This window comes from Enterobacter sp. HMSC16D10, assembly GCF_001807145.1.
Lineage (GTDB): Bacteria > Pseudomonadota > Gammaproteobacteria > Enterobacterales > Enterobacteriaceae > Enterobacter > Enterobacter roggenkampii.
This window is the reverse complement of the sequence record NZ_KV787905.1, coordinates 141985-158408: the sequence shown is the minus strand read 5'-3', so window position 1 is coordinate 158408 and position 16424 is coordinate 141985. Positions and strand designations below refer to the sequence as shown.

Sequence of the window (16424 nt, the reverse complement as noted above, 5' to 3'; positions counted from 1 at the left end):
ATGACCTTAAAAGAATTACTGGTAGGCTTCGGTACCCAGGTACGCAGTATCTGGATGATCGGCCTGCACGCGTTTGCCAAACGCGAAACCCGGATGTACCCGGAAGAGCCGGTATATCTGCCGCCGCGCTACCGTGGCCGTATCGTGCTGACGCGCGACCCGGACGGTTCCGAGCGCTGCGTTGCCTGTAACCTGTGTGCGGTAGCGTGCCCGGTTGGCTGTATCTCTCTGCAGAAAGCCGAGACGGTAGACGGCCGCTGGTACCCTGAGTTCTTCCGCATCAACTTCTCACGCTGCATTTTCTGCGGTCTGTGTGAAGAAGCGTGCCCAACCACGGCGATTCAGCTCACCCCAGACTTCGAATTGGGTGAGTACAAGCGTCAGGATCTGGTGTACGAGAAAGAGGATCTGCTGATTTCCGGTCCGGGCAAATACCCGGAATATAACTTCTACCGGATGGCGGGTATGGCAATCGACGGCAAAGATAAGGGCGAAGCGGAGAACGAAGCCAAGCCTATCGACGTCAAGAGCCTGTTACCGTAAGGAGAGGGCAATGGAATTCGCTTTTTATATCTGTGGCCTTATCGCCATCCTGGCTACGCTGCGAGTGATCACGCACACCAACCCGGTGCATGCGCTGCTGTACTTAATCATCTCGCTGCTGGCTATTTCCGGGGTGTTCTTCGCACTGGGCGCGCACTTCGCCGGTGCGCTGGAAATCATCGTCTACGCCGGGGCCATCATGGTGCTGTTCGTGTTCGTCGTGATGATGCTGAACCTGGGCGGCTCTGAAATCGAGCAGGAACGTCAGTGGTTAAAACCGCAGGTGTGGATCGGCCCGGCAATTTTGTCGGCCATCATGCTGGTGGTGATCGTGTACGCCATTCTGGGTGTTAACGATCAGGGCATCGACGGCACGCCGATCGGCGCTAAAGAGGTCGGTATTACGCTCTTTGGCCCATACGTTCTGGCGGTTGAACTGGCCTCCATGCTGCTGCTGGCAGGTCTGGTTGTGGCCTTCCACGTTGGCCGCGAAGAGCGTGCTGGCGAGGTGCTGAGCAACCGCACTGACGACCGCGCGAAAAGAAAAACGGAGGAGCGCGCATGATCCCCTTAACACATGGACTGATCCTCGCTGCGATTTTATTCGTTCTGGGTCTGACCGGTCTGGTTATCCGCCGCAATCTGCTGTTTATGCTGATCGGGCTGGAAATCATGATTAACGCCTCCGCGCTGGCCTTCGTGGTCGCCGGAAGCTACTGGGGCCAGACCGATGGTCAGGTGATGTACATTCTCGCCATCAGCCTTGCGGCTGCCGAAGCGAGTATTGGCCTGGCGCTGTTGCTGCAGCTCCATCGTCGCCGCCAGAATCTGAACATCGATTCAGTAAGTGAGTTGCGTGGATGAACATGCTTGCCTTAACCATTATTTTTCCGCTGATTGGCTTCGTGCTGCTGGCGTTTTCTCGCGGCCGCTGGTCTGAGAATCTGTCTGCAACCGTCGGCATGGGCTCTGTTGGTCTGGCCGCGCTGGTGACAGCGTATGCGGGTATCGACTTCTTTAACAACGGGCGTCAGCCTTTCAGCGTGCCGCTGTGGACCTGGATGTCAGTCGGTGATTTCAACATCGGTTTCAACCTGGTGCTGGATGGTCTCTCCCTGACTATGCTCTCCGTGGTCACCGGCGTCGGCTTCCTGATCCACATGTTCGCCTCCTGGTATATGCGCGGTGAAGAGGGTTACTCCCGCTTCTTCGCCTACACCAACCTGTTTATCGCCAGCATGGTCGTTCTGGTGCTGGCCGATAACCTGCTGCTGATGTATCTGGGCTGGGAAGGCGTGGGTCTGTGTTCTTACCTGCTGATCGGTTTCTACTATACCGATCCGAAGAATGGCGCAGCGGCCATGAAAGCGTTCGTCGTGACCCGCGTGGGTGATGTCTTCCTCGCTTTCGCGCTGTTCATTCTTTACAACGAACTGGGCACGCTGAACTTCCGCGAAATGGTGGAACTGGCGCCAGCGCACTTCGCCGCAGGCAACAACATGCTGTGGTGGGCAACGCTGATGCTGCTGGGTGGTGCCGTGGGTAAATCCGCGCAGCTGCCGTTGCAGACATGGCTGGCCGACGCGATGGCGGGTCCAACCCCTGTCTCCGCGCTGATCCACGCTGCGACCATGGTTACCGCCGGGGTGTACCTGATTGCGCGTACCCATGGCCTGTTCCTGATGACTCCGGAAATTCTGCACCTGGTGGGTATCGTCGGTGCGGTCACGCTGGTGCTGGCAGGCTTTGCCGCGCTGGTGCAGACCGACATCAAGCGCGTTCTCGCGTATTCCACCATGAGCCAGATTGGTTACATGTTCCTCGCGCTGGGCGTTCAGGCGTGGGACGCGGCCATTTTCCACCTGATGACGCACGCGTTCTTTAAAGCGCTGCTGTTCCTCTCATCCGGTTCGGTGATTCTGGCCTGCCATCACGAGCAGAACATCTTCAAAATGGGCGGACTGCGTAAGTCCATTCCGCTGGTGTATGTCTGCTTCCTGGTGGGCGGCGCGGCGCTGGCGGCTCTGCCGCTGATCACCGCGGGCTTCTTCAGTAAGGATGAAATCCTTGCGGGGGCCATGGCGAATGGTCATATCAATCTGATGGTTGCGGGTCTGGTCGGTGCGTTCATGACCTCCCTGTATACCTTCCGTATGATTTTCATCGTATTCCACGGTAAAGAACAAATTCACGCTCACGCAGGGAAGGGGATTACCCATCACCTGCCGCTGATTGTGCTGCTGGTACTGTCCACCTTCGTTGGCGCGATGATTGTGCCTCCGCTGCAGGGCGTGCTGCCGGCGACAACCGAGCTTGAGCACGGTCGCGTTCTGACGCTTGAAATCACCTCCGGTGTGGTCGCTATCGCGGGCATCCTGATTGCGGCATGGCTGTGGCTGGGCAAACGTACGCTGGTCACTGCCGTGGCCAACAGTGCGCCGGGCCGTCTGCTGGGCACCTGGTGGTACAACGCGTGGGGCTTCGACTGGCTGTACGACATGATCTTCGTTAAGCCGTTCCTTGGCATAGCGTGGCTGCTGAAGCGCGACCCGCTGAATAGCCTGATGAATATCCCGGCGATCCTTTCCCGCTTTGCAGGCAAAGGCCTGCTGTATAGCGAGAACGGTTACCTGCGCTGGTATGTGGCGTCCATGAGCATCGGTGCGGTTGTCGTGCTGGCGCTGCTGATGGTGTTGCGTTGATCGTTAAGTGAATTTTATTCGAATTCGTTGAAAATCAGGCCCCTGCTGGGGGCCTTAAAAAGGAATGTAAATCGCCATGTTACTACCCTGGCTAATATTAATTCCCTTCATCGGCGGCTTCCTGTGCTGGCAGACTGAACGCTTTGGCGTGAAGATGCCGCGCTGGATCGCGCTGATCACCATGGGATTGACGCTCGCGCTTGGCCTGCAACTGTGGTTGCAGGGCGGTTACTCACTGACTCAGTCTGCGGGCATTCCGCAGTGGCAGTCTGAGTTCATCCTGCCGTGGATCCCACGTTTCGGCATTACGATCCACCTGGCGATTGACGGTCTCTCACTGCTGATGGTAGTGCTGACCGGCCTGCTCGGCGTTCTGGCGGTACTCTGCTCCTGGCGTGAAATCGAAAAATACCAGGGCTTCTTCCACCTGAACCTGATGTGGATCCTGGGCGGCGTGATCGGCGTGTTCCTTGCCATCGACATGTTCCTGTTCTTCTTCTTCTGGGAGATGATGCTGGTGCCGATGTACTTCCTGATCGCGCTGTGGGGCCACAAGGCGTCCGACGGTAAAACGCGTATCACGGCGGCAACCAAGTTCTTCATCTATACCCAGGCGAGTGGTCTGGTGATGCTGATTGCCATTCTGGCGCTGGTGTTTGTTCACCACAACGCGACCGGCACCTGGACCTTCAACTACGAAGACCTGCTGAAGACCCCAATGTCGCACGGCGTAGAATACCTGCTGATGCTGGGCTTCTTCATCGCCTTCGCGGTGAAAATGCCGGTGGTTCCGCTGCACGGCTGGCTGCCAGACGCGCACTCTCAGGCGCCAACGGCGGGTTCCGTTGACCTGGCGGGCATCTTGCTGAAAACCGCGGCCTACGGTCTGCTGCGCTTTGCACTGCCGCTGTTCCCGAACGCCTCCGCAGAGTTCGCACCGATTGCCATGTGGCTGGGTGTGATCGGTATCTTCTACGGTGCCTGGATGGCCTTCACCCAGTACGACATCAAGCGTCTGATTGCCTACACCTCCGTTTCCCACATGGGCTTCGTGCTGATTGCTATCTACACCGGCAGCCAGCTGGCGTACCAGGGGGCGGTGATCCAGATGATTGCGCACGGTCTGTCCGCAGCCGGCCTCTTCATCCTGTGCGGCCAGCTGTACGAACGTCTGCACACCCGCGACATGCGTATGATGGGCGGTCTGTGGAGCAAAATTAAGTGGCTGCCAGCGCTCTCCATGTTCTTCGCGGTGGCGACTCTGGGGATGCCGGGCACCGGTAACTTCGTCGGCGAATTTATGATTCTGTTCGGCAGCTTCAAAGTGGTACCGGTGATTACCGTGATCTCCACCTTTGGTCTGGTGTTCGCTTCCGTCTACTCGCTGGCGATGCTGCACCGCGCTTACTTCGGTAAAGCGAAGAGCGAAATTGCTGCACAAGAACTGCCGGGGATGTCGCTGCGTGAGCTGTTCATCATCCTGCTGCTGGTCGTACTGCTGGTGCTGCTGGGCTTCTTCCCGCAGCCGATTCTGGATACCTCGCACAGCGCGATGGGCAATATCCAGCAGTGGTTTGTTAATTCAGTTTCTACTACAAGGCCGTAATTCGCCATGACAATAACTCCACAACAACTGATCGCGCTGCTGCTGCTACCGCTGCTGATCGTCGGATTGACGGTGGTGGTTGTGATGCTCTCCATTGCGTGGCGACGCAATCACTTCCTGAATGCCACGCTGTCGGTCATCGGCCTGAACGCCGCGTTAGTCTCACTCTGGTTTGTTGGCCAGGGTGGGGCGATGGACGTCACCCCGCTGATGCGCGTTGACGGTTACGCCATGCTGTATACCGGTCTGGTGCTGCTGGCGAGCCTGGCAACCTGTACCTTTGCGTACCCGTGGCTTGAAGGCTACAACGACAACAAAGAAGAGTTTTACCTGCTGGTTCTGATTGCCGCGCTGGGCGGCATTCTGCTGGCGAATGCGAACCACCTGGCCGCGCTGTTCCTCGGCATTGAGCTGATCTCTCTGCCGCTGTTCGGTCTGATTGGTTACGCCTTCCGCCAGAAGCGCTCGCTGGAAGCAAGCATCAAGTACACCATCCTGTCTGCGGCGGCGTCCTCGTTCCTGCTGTTTGGTATTGCGCTGGTGTACGCACAGTCCGGTAACCTCTCCTTTATGGCGCTCGGCAAGAGCCTCGGTGACGGCATGCTGCATGAGCCGCTGCTGCTGGCGGGTCTGGGCATGATGATTGTTGGCCTTGGCTTCAAACTCTCTCTGGTGCCGTTCCACCTGTGGACGCCAGACGTCTACCAGGGTGCACCGGCTCCGGTGTCGACCTTCCTGGCGACGGCGAGCAAAATCGCCATCTTCGGGGTGGTGATGCGTCTGTTCCTGTACGCGCCGGTGGGTGACAGCGAAGCGGTTCGCGTGGTGCTGGGCATCATCGCGTTCGTCTCCATCATCTTCGGTAACCTGATGGCGCTGAGCCAGACCAACATTAAGCGTCTGCTGGGCTACTCGTCTATCTCTCATCTGGGCTACCTGATGGTTGCGCTGATTGCGCTGCAGAGCGGTGAGATGTCGATGGAAGCCGTGGGCGTCTATCTGGCCGGCTACCTGTTCAGCAGCCTCGGCGCCTTCGGCGTGGTGAGCCTGATGTCCAGCCCGTACCGTGGTCCGGATGCCGATTCACTGTTCTCTTATCGTGGTCTGTTCTGGCACCGTCCGATCCTGTCCGCCGTAATGACCGTGATGATGCTCTCTCTGGCCGGTATTCCGATGACGCTTGGCTTTATCGGTAAGTTCTACGTGCTGGCCGTCGGTGTGCAGGCGCACCTGTGGTGGCTGACCGCGGGCGTGGTTATCGGCTCCGCGATTGGTCTCTACTACTACCTGCGCGTGGCCGTGAGCCTGTACCTGAGCGCACCTCAGCAGCTCAATCGTGATGCTCCAGGCAACTGGCAGTACAGCGCTGGTGGTATCGTGGTACTCATCTCCGCGCTGCTGGTACTGATCTTCGGTATCTATCCGCAGCCGCTGATTGATATCGTGCAGCGCGCGATGCCGCTGATGTAAAAACAAAAAACCCGCCTCGGCGGGTTTTTTTATTGCCCAGCGTCGCTACGCTTGCAGGGCCTACGGGTTTTGTAGGTCGGGTAAGCGTAGCGCCACCCGACTAAGCCAGCTGTTTACGGCTAATCAACGGCCCGTCAATCTTCTTCATCGAGCGGTCCAGCACCTCCTCAATCACCGACGACAGCTCGTTCAGCTCAAACTTCGCGACGTAGCCATCCGCCTTCACCTTGCGAATATGGTCTTCGTTGGCGTTGCCGGAAAGGGAAGAGTGGATCACCACCGGAATATCTTTCAGTACCGGGTCGGTTTTGATTTTGCGCGTCAGCGTAAAACCGTCCATCTCCGGCATTTCGAGGTCGGTCAGCACCAGCGCGATCTTATCGGTGATCGGCACGCCCTCAGCCTGTGCCTGTGCGGCCAGCACGCCAATTTTTTCCCACGCGTCTTTGCCGGTGATGTGCAGCTGCGCTGGGATCTCCATCGCCTGCAGACCTTTCTCCAGCATCGAACGCGCCACTTTGGAATCTTCCGCCACAATCGCGACCGCGCCCGGCTTGATATGGAATTTGGTGGTCTTCAGATTGGTGGCGTGCAGATCGTGGTTGGCCGGGGTGATGTCATACAGGATCTGCTCAACGTCCAGCACCATCGCCAGATCGTTGGTATCCGTTTTCTCATCCAGGCAGGCAATGCTGGTGATATAGCGACCGCTGACGGCGGTTTCCGCCGCGTGCACCTGCTTCCAGTCCAGACGCATGATGTTCTCAACCGACTCCACGGCAAACGCCTGCACGCTGCGTGCATATTCGGTGATCAGCAGGATATTCAGCCCGGTAGTGGGCTTACAGCCCGCCACGGCGGCCAGGTCAATCACCGGGATCACCTGATCGCGGATATTCACCATTCCCATCAGCGGTGATTTCATCCCGGCGGGTTTCGTGAACTCCGGCATCGGCACAATTTCACGCAGCTTAAAGACGTTAATGCCAAACAGCTCAGATTTATTTTCGTTAAGAGAGGTGCCAAGACGGAACAGCAACAGTTCAAAACGGTTCGACAGGGTCAGATTCGCCCTGTCATCAATATCTTTCTGGAAATTATCCATTCTACCCTCGAGAGAAATGCTGACCTTTTAATCGTTATCGGCATCCTGAGGGAAAAATGAAGGACTAAACGCTGACCTGAGCGAAATCTTCGGCCAGCTCACATTCCGGGAACAGCGCGAGGCACTCTGCCAGCAGCTTTTCACAGCCCCGCGCGTCGTAGCGCGAGCTGACGTGGGTGATGATGAGCCTCCCGACGCCCGCGTCACGGGCTAGCTGCGCCGCCTGACGCGTGGAGCTATGGCCCCGGCCGTTGGCTTTCTCTTCCATCGCCGTTTCAAGCGTGGCTTCGTGCACCATCACGTCAACGCCCTGGGCAAGCTGAAGGGCGGCAGGGCACGGCGCCGTGTCGCCAAAGATAGCCAGCTTCTTGCCCGGCTCGGGCGCGGCGAGATAATCCTGCCCATCGATGACGCGACCGTCCTCCAGCGTGACGGTCTCGCCGTGCTTCAGGCGCTGGAACAGCGGTCCGGGTTTTACGCCAGCGGCCATCAGCGCGGCGGCGTCCAGCGCGCCGGGTTTGTCATGCGCTTCAATGCGATAGCCATAGCACTCAACGGGATGATTCAGCGGCTGAGCGCTCACCTTATAATCACCGTCATCGAAAACCAGGCCTTCGCTAATTTCAACGACCTCCAGCGGATAATCGGTCCACGACCCGCTCAGGCGCAGCGTGGTTTCAACAAATTCACGAATACCCGCAGGCCCGTAAATCGTCAGCGGGTTGGCGTTACCGGCCATCGAGCGGCTGCACAGCAGGCCGGGAAGGCCAAACAGATGGTCGCCATGCAGATGGGTGATAAAAATTTTATCCAGCTTGCCGGGGTGATAAGCGGTGTGTAGCAGCTGATGCTGCGTCCCTTCACCGCAGTCAAACAGCCACAGCCCGCCGCGGGTGGGGTGTTTAAGATCCAGCAGTATCGCCGTCACATTCCGTGAGCGGGTTGGCACGCCCGCGGACGTACCCAGAAAAATCAGTTCCATAACGCAATCAGCCCTTTGCTGAACGGGGAAGGGTTTAGTATAACGTGATGAACCCCAGGAAGGAGACTGACATGATCCAGTGGCAAGATTTACACCATAGTGACCTCACCGTTCATTCACTTTACGCCCTGCTGAAACTGCGCTGCGAAGTGTTCGTGGTTGAACAGACCTGCCCGTATCAGGACATCGACGGCGACGATCTCGTCGGCGAGAACCGCCATATTCTTGGCTGGCGGGAAAACGAGCTGGTGGCGTATGCGAGGATTCTGAAAAGCGAGGACGAATTCGAGCCTGTCGTGATTGGTCGGGTCATCATCAGCGGCAAAGCGCGCGGTGAAAAACTGGGCTATCAGCTGATGGATAAAACGCTGGAAGCATGCCTGAAACAGTGGCCGAACAAGGCGTTATACCTGGGCGCACAGGCGCACCTGCAGTCCTTCTACGGCCACTTTGGTTTCGTGCCGGTCACCGAGGTGTACGACGAAGACGGCATTCCCCACGTCGGCATGGCGCGGGAAGCGAAGCAGGCGTAATGGTGAGTCGTTGGCTATAGTTAGCGAACTGGTGTACTAACATGGAGAAAAATATGTCATTTCAATCCTGGGATACCCGTATCGACGACGACCTGGCCTTACTGAGCGAAACGCTGGAAGAGGTGTTACGTTCCTCGGGCGACCCTGCCGATCAGAAATATATTGAGCTAAAAGCCCGTGCCGAACAGGCGCTGCATGAAGTGAAAAACCGCGTCAGCCATGCGTCTGATACCTACTACTACCGCGCCAAAAAAGCGGTGTATCGTGCCGATGATTACGTGCATGAAAAACCGTGGCAGGGTATTGGAGTAGGTGCTGCCGTAGGCCTGGTACTGGGGCTGCTGTTGGCCCGTCGTTAAGCCGCTTAACCACTCCCTATACGTGGGTACTGCTATTTATGGTCAGTACCCCGTATAATATGAGGTTTTAACAGGGAGAGGTTCGCGTGAATTCGATTTTCCTCGCGCTGGAGCAATTGCGTACCCAGCTTTCGCAAGCGTTACCCGCAACGCCCGGCATACGTCATTTCGACGTCTCTTTCCCGTTAAACGATGCCTTCGACCCTCTCGCCTGGCTTGGGGCGCAGCAGTGCTATCCGCAGTTTTACTGGCAGCAGCGTAACGGCGATGAAGAGCTGGCCGCGCTGGGGGCGGTTATCACCTTTTCCTCTCTGGCGTTAGCCACGCAGTTTTTGCGCGAGCAAAACGCGGCAGGTGATACCCGCATCTGCGGCCTGAACGCCTTTAATCCGGAGCAGGGCAGCCTCTTTTTACCGCGACTGCTCTGGCGACGTACCGCCGGCACCGCTACGCTGCGTCTGCAGCTGTGGAGCGATTATTCACTTCAGGAAGATGCCCATGCCGCGCGGGATTTTTTACAGCAGCTCCAGCCAGCCAGGCCTATCCGCCCGCTGGCCGTTCAGGTTGAGCACGAAAACCATCAGCCTCAACGGGCCGAATGGCTGAGACTTGTCCGCAGGGCGACCGAAACCATCGCGCGCGGTGATTTTGAAAAGGTTGTCCTTGCGAGGGCCACCGATCTTCAGTTTACACAGCGCATTAACCCCGTCGCGCTGATGGCGGCCAGCCGCGCCCTCAATTTACATTGCTATCACTTCTGCATGGTATTCGACGCCAGCAACGCGTTTCTCGGCTCGACGCCCGAGCGTCTCTGGCGGCGACGCGGCACGCTGCTGCGCACCGAAGCGCTGGCGGGCACCGTCGCCAGCCATACCGATGATAAAAAGGCGCAGCGTCTGGGCGAGTGGCTGCTGAACGACGATAAAAACCAGCGCGAGAATATGCTGGTCGTGGAAGATATCTGTCAGCGTCTTCAGCACTCTACGCAGACGCTTGAGGTACTGCCTGCCCAGGTGGTACGCCTGCGTAAGGTGCAGCATCTGCGCCGCTGTATCTGGACCGAGCTCAAACAGGCTGACGACGAGCAGTGCCTGCATATGCTACAGCCGACGGCGGCCGTTGCCGGATTACCGCGACAGCCAGCGCGCGAGTTTATCCAGAAGGTTGAGCCCTTTAACCGCGAGTGGTACGCCGGTTCGGCCGGGTATTTATCGCCTGACCAGAGTGAGTTCTGCGTGGCGCTGCGTTCAGCCCGCGTCCATGAGGACTCGCTGCGGCTCTACGCCGGGGCCGGCATTGTCAGCGGATCTGACCCGGAGCAGGAGTGGCAGGAGATTGAAAACAAAGCGGCCGGATTGCGCTCTCTGCTCCTAAGGGATTAATACTGATTCGCGCAATCCCGATTCACATCAAAATTCCAATTTTTTCTATTATTTATACTGTGTCGCATTCTTGATACCGGACAATCTCATGTCAGTAAGTTCTTTTAACCGACGCTGGGCGGCGGTGATCCTTGAAGCCCTGACGCGCCATGGCGTCAGGCACGTGTGTATTGCACCGGGTTCTCGCTCAACGCCGCTGACGCTGGCGGCCGCCGAAAACCGGGCATTGATTCACCACACCCACTTTGATGAGCGTGGCCTCGGGCATCTCGCGCTGGGTCTGGCGAAGGTCAGCAAAGAACCCGTGGCGGTGATTGTCACTTCCGGTACTGCCGTGGCGAACCTCTATCCGGCTCTGATTGAAGCCGGGTTAACCGGTGAAAAGCTGATTCTGCTGACGGCCGATCGTCCCCCTGAGCTTATCGACTGCGGCGCCAATCAGGCCATCCGTCAGCCGGGACTCTTTTCTTCGCATCCTTCGCAGACGATTTCGCTGCCCCGTCCCACCCAGGATATTCCGGCAAGCTGGCTGGTCTCCACCGTCGATCATGCCATGGAGACGCTGCGCGGCGGGGCGCTGCATATTAACTGCCCGTTTGCCGAGCCGCTGTACGGCGAGCTGGACGATACGGGTCTTGACTGGCAGCAGACCCTCGGTGACTGGTGGCAGAGTGAAAAACCGTGGCTGCGCGAGCAGACGCACCTTGAGAGCGCGAAGCAGCGCGACTGGTTCTTCTGGCGGCAGAAGCGCGGCGTGGTTATCGCCGGGCGCATGAGCGCTGCCGAAGGCAAGCTGGTCGCCGAATGGGCGCAAACCCTGGGCTGGCCGCTGATCGGCGACGTGCTTTCCCAGACCGGGCAGCCGCTGCCGTGCGCGGATCTCTGGCTGGGTAATGCCAAAGCGGTCACCGAGCTGTCGCAGGCGCAAATTGTGGTCCAGCTTGGATCGAGTTTAACCGGCAAGCGGTTACTGCAGTGGCAGGCCACCTGCACGCCGGACGAGTACTGGCTGGTGGACGCGCTGGAAGGGCGTCTTGACCCGGCGCACCATCGCGGTCGTCGCCTGGTCAGCCGTATCGACGCCTGGCTGGCGCTCCATCCGGCTGAAAAACGCAAACCCTGGGCGGTTACCCTCCCGGACCTGTCGCGGCAGGCGTGGGAACTGACCCATGCGCGCTGTGAAGCGTTCAGCGAGGCCGGGCTGGCGCACCGTATTCGCCAGTACCTGCCCGAGCAGGGGCAGCTGTTTGTCGGCAACAGCCTGGTCGTGCGGCTGATTGACGCCTTTTCGCAGCTGCCAGCGGGCTACCCGGTGTACAGCAACCGTGGTGCCAGCGGCATCGACGGGCTGATCTCTACGGCGGCGGGCGTGCAGCGCGCCAGCGCAAAATCGACGCTGGCCATCGTGGGGGATCTCTCCGCGCTTTACGATCTCAACGCGCTGGCGCTGCTGCGTCAGGCGTCTGCCCCGTTTGTGCTGATCGTGGTTAACAACAACGGCGGGCAGATTTTCTCCCTGCTGCCCACGCCGCAGAGCGAGCGCGAGCGCTTCTATCTGATGCCGCAGAACGTGCAGTTCGAACACGCCGCGGCAATGTTCAGCCTGAAATACCATCGCCCGGAAAGCTGGGAACAGCTGGATGCGGCGCTAAGCTCCGCCTGGAAGCAGCCCGGCGCGACGCTGATTGAGCTGGTGGTGAACGAGGCTGACGGTGCACAGGCCCTGCAAAGCCTGCTGGCGCAGGTGAGCCAGCTGTGATCCTCTCGGGCGTGCAGCAGGCTGGAAAACCAGGCTATCCCTGGCTGGTCTTTTTGCACGGTTTTTCCGGCGATTGCCGCGAGTGGCAGGGTGTTGGTGAGCGGCTTTGCGATTACCCCAGGCTGTATCTGGATCTGCCGGGACACGGCGGATCCCGGAATCTGGGCGTGACGGGCTTCGACGAGATGAGCGCGTTGCTTATCCGAACTTTGATTAGTTACAACATACTGAAATTCTGGCTCGTCGGGTACTCCCTCGGCGGCCGCATTGCGATGTTCCATGCCTGCCAGCAGCCAAAGGGGCTGTTGGGCGTGACGGTAGAAGGCGGCCATCCGGGCCTGCAGGATGCCGATGCGCGACAGGCGCGGCTGGCATCAGACCGCCGCTGGGCGACGCGTTTTCGCAGCGAACCGTTGGAAAAGGTATTCGCTGACTGGTACCAACAGCCCGTGTTTGCCTCCCTGACGGACGCACAGCGCGACGCGCTGATTACCCTGCGCAGCCAGAACAACGGCGCGGCGCTGGCGATGATGCTCGAGGCGACGTCGCTGGCCGTGCAGCCCGACCTGCGTACCGCGCTCAGCGCACGTGATTTCACTTTTGATTATCTCTATGGCGAACGTGATGAGAAGTTTACGGCCCTTGCTGCGGAGCTGAACGCCGTTTGCCATGCAATTCCCAACGCCGGACACAACGCCCACCGGGAAAACCCCGACGCGGTTGCCGCGAGTCTGGCTCAGATACTGCGTCTTCGAATAAAGGACACTCTATGATCTATCCTGATGAACACATGCTTTACGCCCCGGTTGAATGGCAGGACTGCTCCGAAGGCTACACCGACATTCGTTACCACAAATCCACCGACGGTATTGCCAAAATCACCATCAACCGCCCGCAGGTGCGTAACGCCTTCCGTCCGCTGACCGTGAAAGAGATGATTCAGGCCCTGGCGGATGCGCGCTATGACGACAACATCGGCGTGATTGTCCTGACCGGCGAAGGCGAGAAAGCGTTCTGCTCCGGTGGCGATCAGAAAGTGCGCGGCGACTACGGCGGATACCAGGACGATGCGGGGACGCACCACCTGAACGTCCTCGATTTCCAGCGTCAGATCCGCACCTGTCCAAAACCGGTGGTGGCGATGGTGGCGGGCTACTCCATCGGCGGCGGCCACGTGCTGCACATGATGTGCGACCTGACCATTGCCGCTGAAAACGCCATCTTCGGCCAGACCGGCCCGAAAGTGGGATCTTTCGACGGCGGCTGGGGTGCCTCCTACATGGCGCGCATCGTCGGGCAGAAAAAAGCCCGTGAAATCTGGTTCCTGTGCCGTCAGTACAACGCGCAGGAAGCGCTGGATATGGGCCTGGTGAATACCGTGGTGCCGCTTGCCGATCTCGAAAAAGAGACCGTGCGCTGGTGTCGCGAAATGCTGCAAAACAGCCCGATGGCGCTGCGCTGTCTGAAAGCGGCACTCAACGCCGACTGCGACGGTCAGGCGGGTCTGCAGGAGCTGGCGGGCAACGCCACCATGCTGTTCTACATGACCGAAGAGGGTCAGGAAGGGCGCAACGCGTTTAACGAAAAACGCCAGCCAGACTTCAGCAAATACAAACGGAATCCGTAATGCGTCGCGCGCAGGTTTACCGCTGGCAGATACCGATGGACGCGGGCGTGGTGCTGCGTGAACGGCGGTTAAAAACCCGTGACGGTTTCTTCGTGTATCTGCAGCAGGACGAGCGGGAAGGCTGGGGCGAGATTTCGCCTCTGCCGGGCTTTAGCCTCGAGTCGCTGGAGGATGCGCAGGCTGCATTGCTGGCGTGGGCGGACGCGTGGCGTGAGGGGGCGGATCCGGCGCTGCCGGATGTCCCTTCCGCGGCCTTTGGTATCAGCTGCGCGCTGGCGGAGCTGGACGGCAGCCTGCCTGAAGAGGCTAACTACCGCGCGGCACCGCTCTGTACAGGGGATCCGGACGAGCTCTTCGCGCTTCTCTCTGCCATGCCGGGCGAGAAGGTCGCGAAAATCAAAGTCGGGCTTTATGAAGCGGTGCGTGACGGCATGGTCGCCAACCTGCTGCTGGAGGCGATCCCCGATCTGCATCTGCGTCTGGACGCCAACCGCGCCTGGACGCCGCTTAAGGCGCAGCAGTTTGCAAAGTACGTCAATCCGGCGTACCGCAGCCGCATTGCCTTCCTCGAAGAGCCGTGCAAAACCCGCGAGGATTCGCGCGCGTTCGCCCGCGAAACGGGGATTGCCATCGCCTGGGATGAAAGCCTGCGCGAGGCCGATTTTGAATTTGCTGCAGAGCCCGGCGTCAGCGCGGTGGTGATTAAACCGACGTTGACCGGCAGCCTGGCGAAAGTGCGCGAGCAGGTCGCGGCGGCGCACGCCTTAGGGCTGACGGCGGTCATCAGCTCGTCGATTGAGTCCAGCCTTGGGCTAACCCAGCTGGCGCGCATTGCCGCCTGGTTAACGCCTGACACGGTCCCCGGCCTCGACACGCTGAACCTGATGCAGGCTCAGCTTCTTCGCCCGTGGCCGGACAGCGCGCTGCCGTGCCTCGACGTCGCGGCGCTGGAGCCGTTGCGATGAGTTTTACCGACTGGCCGTGGCGGCACTGGCGTGCGCAATTTGCCGATAAACCGGCTCTGAGGCTGAACGACGAGGTGCTCAGCTGGCAACAGCTGTGCGCGCGCATCGACAGCCTTGCGGCGGGCTTTCACCGTCAGGGCGTGGAGGAGGGCGACGGCGTGCTGCTGCTGGCCCATAACCACCCGCACACCCTGCTGGCGTGGCTGGCTCTGCTCCAGTGCGGGGCGCGTATTCTTCCCGTTAATCCGCAGCTGCCGCGCCCGCTGCTGGACGTGCTGCTCCCGCAGATGACGCTGCGCTTTGCGCTGGTGCTGGACGGCAGCTACGACGGCCTTCCTGCCCTGAGCATGCGCGAGACCGCCGATGCGTATTGCGCTGCGTGGCAACCGGCGCGGCTGGCCTCCATGACGCTGACCTCAGGCTCCACAGGACTGCCGAAAGCGGCGGTCCATACCTGCGAGGCCCATCTTGCCAGCGCGCGCGGCGTTTTGGCGCTGATGCCCTACGGTGAAGATGACGACTGGCTGCTTTCGCTGCCGCTGTTTCACGTTTCCGGCCAGGGGATTTTATGGCGCTGGCTGCAGGCTGGCGCGCGGTTAACCGTGCGCGAGAAACAGCCTCTGGAGCAGGCGCTGTGCGGCTGCACCCACGCCTCGCTGGTGCCAACCCAGCTCTGGCGTCTGCTTAATGCCCACCAGCCTGTCGCACTGAAAGCGGTGCTGCTGGGCGGGGCGGCCATCCCTGTGGAATTGACCGAACAGGCGCGAGAGCAGGATATACGCACCTTCTGCGGCTACGGTCTGACCGAGTTTGCCTCTACCGTCTGTGCGAAAGAGGCGGATGGCGAGCCGGACGTGGGCCGTGCGCTGCCGGGCAGAGAGGTGCAGGTCGTTAACGGTGAAGTCTGGATCAGAGCGCAAAGCATGGCCTCAGGCTACTGGCGGGATGGCGAACTGATTCCGCTGACCAACGCGCAGGGATGGTTCGCCACCCGCGATCGCGGCGAATGGCATGACGGCCGTCTGACGATCCTCGGCCGCATGGATAACCTCTTTTTTAGCGGCGGAGAAGGGATCCAGCCGGAATCGCTCGAGCGCGTTATCGCCACGCACCCGCAGGTTAACCAGGTGTTTATCGTTCCGCTGGACGACGCTGAGTTCGGGCAACGTCCGGTGGCGGTGGTGGAGTGCGAGCCGGGAACGGATATCACCACTTTACCCGACTGGGTCAGGGACAAGGTGGCGCGTTTTGAGCAACCCGTCCGCTGGCTGCTTTTGCCGACCGAACTCAAAAATGGCGGCATTAAAGTTTCGCGCCGCGCGCTGCAGGAGTGGGTGAACGCAACGCTGAAGGGATAATAGCCGTTTCAAATAGTTACAATCTACTGGCCT

The 16424-nt window shown here is 59.5% G+C and carries 16 protein-coding genes; 14 read left to right on the top strand and 2 right to left on the bottom strand.

The window, feature by feature from the left end; genetic code table 11:
* The 6 genes from nuoI (at window position 1) to nuoN (ending at window position 6321) form a co-directional block, all read left to right on the top strand.
* A complete protein-coding gene (nuoI, locus tag HMPREF3143_RS20845) occupies window positions 1-543 on the top strand; it encodes an NADH-quinone oxidoreductase subunit NuoI (RefSeq protein WP_003861491.1) in 543 nt (180 codons plus the stop codon).
* Window positions 544-553: 10 nt separating this feature from the next.
* Window positions 554-1108, top strand: a complete 555-nt coding sequence (gene nuoJ / locus HMPREF3143_RS20840) for an NADH-quinone oxidoreductase subunit J (RefSeq protein ID WP_008500212.1) — start codon at window positions 554-556, stop codon at window positions 1106-1108.
* On the top strand, window positions 1105-1407 hold the full coding sequence (gene nuoK, locus HMPREF3143_RS20835) for an NADH-quinone oxidoreductase subunit NuoK (protein WP_003861496.1): 303 nt from the start codon (window positions 1105-1107) through the stop codon (window positions 1405-1407). Before nuoJ ends, nuoK begins: the two co-directional genes overlap by 4 nt.
* Complete coding sequence (gene nuoL, locus HMPREF3143_RS20830) at window positions 1404-3245, top strand: NADH-quinone oxidoreductase subunit L (RefSeq protein ID WP_008500213.1); 1842 nt, start codon at window positions 1404-1406, stop codon at window positions 3243-3245. Before nuoK ends, nuoL begins: the two co-directional genes overlap by 4 nt.
* Window positions 3246-3321: 76 nt before the next feature.
* A complete protein-coding gene (gene nuoM, locus HMPREF3143_RS20825) occupies window positions 3322-4851 on the top strand; it encodes an NADH-quinone oxidoreductase subunit M (RefSeq protein ID WP_008500214.1) in 1530 nt (509 codons plus the stop codon).
* A 6-nt stretch (window positions 4852-4857) separates the two neighbouring features.
* Window positions 4858-6321: an NADH-quinone oxidoreductase subunit NuoN gene (gene nuoN, locus HMPREF3143_RS20820; protein ID WP_070534246.1), complete on the top strand. Its 1464-nt coding sequence runs from the start codon at window positions 4858-4860 to the stop codon at window positions 6319-6321.
* Window positions 6322-6421: 100 nt separating this feature from the next.
* Here nuoN and HMPREF3143_RS20815 read toward each other — a convergent pair whose 3' ends face one another.
* Entirely contained in the window at window positions 6422-7426 is a 1005-nt protein-coding gene (locus HMPREF3143_RS20815; RefSeq protein WP_023312530.1) for a chemotaxis protein, read from the bottom strand.
* 64 nt (window positions 7427-7490) lie between these two features.
* Window positions 7491-8408: a ribonuclease BN gene (gene rbn, locus HMPREF3143_RS20810; protein WP_070534245.1), complete on the bottom strand. Its 918-nt coding sequence runs from the start codon at window positions 8406-8408 to the stop codon at window positions 7491-7493.
* A 71-nt stretch (window positions 8409-8479) separates the two neighbouring features.
* Here rbn and HMPREF3143_RS20805 point away from each other — a divergent pair, with 71 nt between their 5' ends.
* The 8 genes from HMPREF3143_RS20805 (at window position 8480) to menE (ending at window position 16391) form a co-directional block, all read left to right on the top strand.
* A complete protein-coding gene (locus tag HMPREF3143_RS20805) occupies window positions 8480-8941 on the top strand; it encodes a GNAT family N-acetyltransferase (protein ID WP_070534244.1) in 462 nt (153 codons plus the stop codon).
* Between the two features lie 53 nt (window positions 8942-8994).
* Entirely contained in the window at window positions 8995-9300 is a 306-nt protein-coding gene (gene elaB / locus HMPREF3143_RS20800; RefSeq protein ID WP_008500219.1) for a stress response protein ElaB, read from the top strand.
* 86 nt (window positions 9301-9386) lie between these two features.
* The gene (gene menF, locus HMPREF3143_RS20795; RefSeq protein ID WP_070534243.1) at window positions 9387-10682 is read left to right on the top strand and encodes an isochorismate synthase MenF; all 1296 of its coding nucleotides are present in this window, start codon (window positions 9387-9389) and stop codon (window positions 10680-10682) included.
* An 88-nt stretch (window positions 10683-10770) separates the two neighbouring features.
* Window positions 10771-12441 carry a 2-succinyl-5-enolpyruvyl-6-hydroxy-3-cyclohexene-1-carboxylic-acid synthase gene (gene menD, locus HMPREF3143_RS20790; protein WP_070534242.1) on the top strand — a complete coding sequence of 557 codons (1671 nt, stop codon included), beginning with the start codon at window positions 10771-10773 and terminating at the stop codon, window positions 12439-12441.
* The gene (gene menH, locus HMPREF3143_RS20785) at window positions 12438-13214 is read left to right on the top strand and encodes a 2-succinyl-6-hydroxy-2,4-cyclohexadiene-1-carboxylate synthase (RefSeq protein WP_070534241.1); all 777 of its coding nucleotides are present in this window, start codon (window positions 12438-12440) and stop codon (window positions 13212-13214) included. Before menD ends, menH begins: the two co-directional genes overlap by 4 nt.
* Window positions 13211-14068: a 1,4-dihydroxy-2-naphthoyl-CoA synthase gene (gene menB, locus HMPREF3143_RS20780; RefSeq protein ID WP_008500223.1), complete on the top strand. Its 858-nt coding sequence runs from the start codon at window positions 13211-13213 to the stop codon at window positions 14066-14068. Before menH ends, menB begins: the two co-directional genes overlap by 4 nt.
* Window positions 14068-15033 (top strand): o-succinylbenzoate synthase, encoded by a 966-nt coding sequence (gene menC / locus HMPREF3143_RS20775; protein ID WP_070534240.1) that lies wholly within the window; start codon window positions 14068-14070, stop codon window positions 15031-15033. The genes menB and menC overlap by 1 nt, the downstream gene beginning before the upstream one ends.
* Window positions 15030-16391 carry an o-succinylbenzoate--CoA ligase gene (menE, locus tag HMPREF3143_RS20770; protein ID WP_045414680.1) on the top strand — a complete coding sequence of 454 codons (1362 nt, stop codon included), beginning with the start codon at window positions 15030-15032 and terminating at the stop codon, window positions 16389-16391. The genes menC and menE overlap by 4 nt, the downstream gene beginning before the upstream one ends.
* Window positions 16392-16424 lie beyond the last annotated feature (33 nt).

Coding starts and splice junctions, on each gene's coding strand:
- nuoI (WP_003861491.1), top strand. CDS start 1: ATGACCTTAAAAGAATTACTGGTAGGCTTCGGTACCCAGGTACGCAGT.
- nuoJ (WP_008500212.1), top strand. CDS start 554: ATGGAATTCGCTTTTTATATCTGTGGCCTTATCGCCATCCTGGCTACG.
- nuoK (WP_003861496.1), top strand. CDS start 1,105: ATGATCCCCTTAACACATGGACTGATCCTCGCTGCGATTTTATTCGTT.
- nuoL (WP_008500213.1), top strand. CDS start 1,404: ATGAACATGCTTGCCTTAACCATTATTTTTCCGCTGATTGGCTTCGTG.
- nuoM (WP_008500214.1), top strand. CDS start 3,322: ATGTTACTACCCTGGCTAATATTAATTCCCTTCATCGGCGGCTTCCTG.
- nuoN (WP_070534246.1), top strand. CDS start 4,858: ATGACAATAACTCCACAACAACTGATCGCGCTGCTGCTGCTACCGCTG.
- HMPREF3143_RS20815 (WP_023312530.1), bottom strand. CDS start 7,426: ATGGATAATTTCCAGAAAGATATTGATGACAGGGCGAATCTGACCCTG.
- rbn (WP_070534245.1), bottom strand. CDS start 8,408: ATGGAACTGATTTTTCTGGGTACGTCCGCGGGCGTGCCAACCCGCTCA.
- HMPREF3143_RS20805 (WP_070534244.1), top strand. CDS start 8,480: ATGATCCAGTGGCAAGATTTACACCATAGTGACCTCACCGTTCATTCA.
- elaB (WP_008500219.1), top strand. CDS start 8,995: ATGTCATTTCAATCCTGGGATACCCGTATCGACGACGACCTGGCCTTA.
- menD (WP_070534242.1), top strand. CDS start 10,771: ATGTCAGTAAGTTCTTTTAACCGACGCTGGGCGGCGGTGATCCTTGAA.
- menB (WP_008500223.1), top strand. CDS start 13,211: ATGATCTATCCTGATGAACACATGCTTTACGCCCCGGTTGAATGGCAG.
- menC (WP_070534240.1), top strand. CDS start 14,068: ATGCGTCGCGCGCAGGTTTACCGCTGGCAGATACCGATGGACGCGGGC.
- menE (WP_045414680.1), top strand. CDS start 15,030: ATGAGTTTTACCGACTGGCCGTGGCGGCACTGGCGTGCGCAATTTGCC.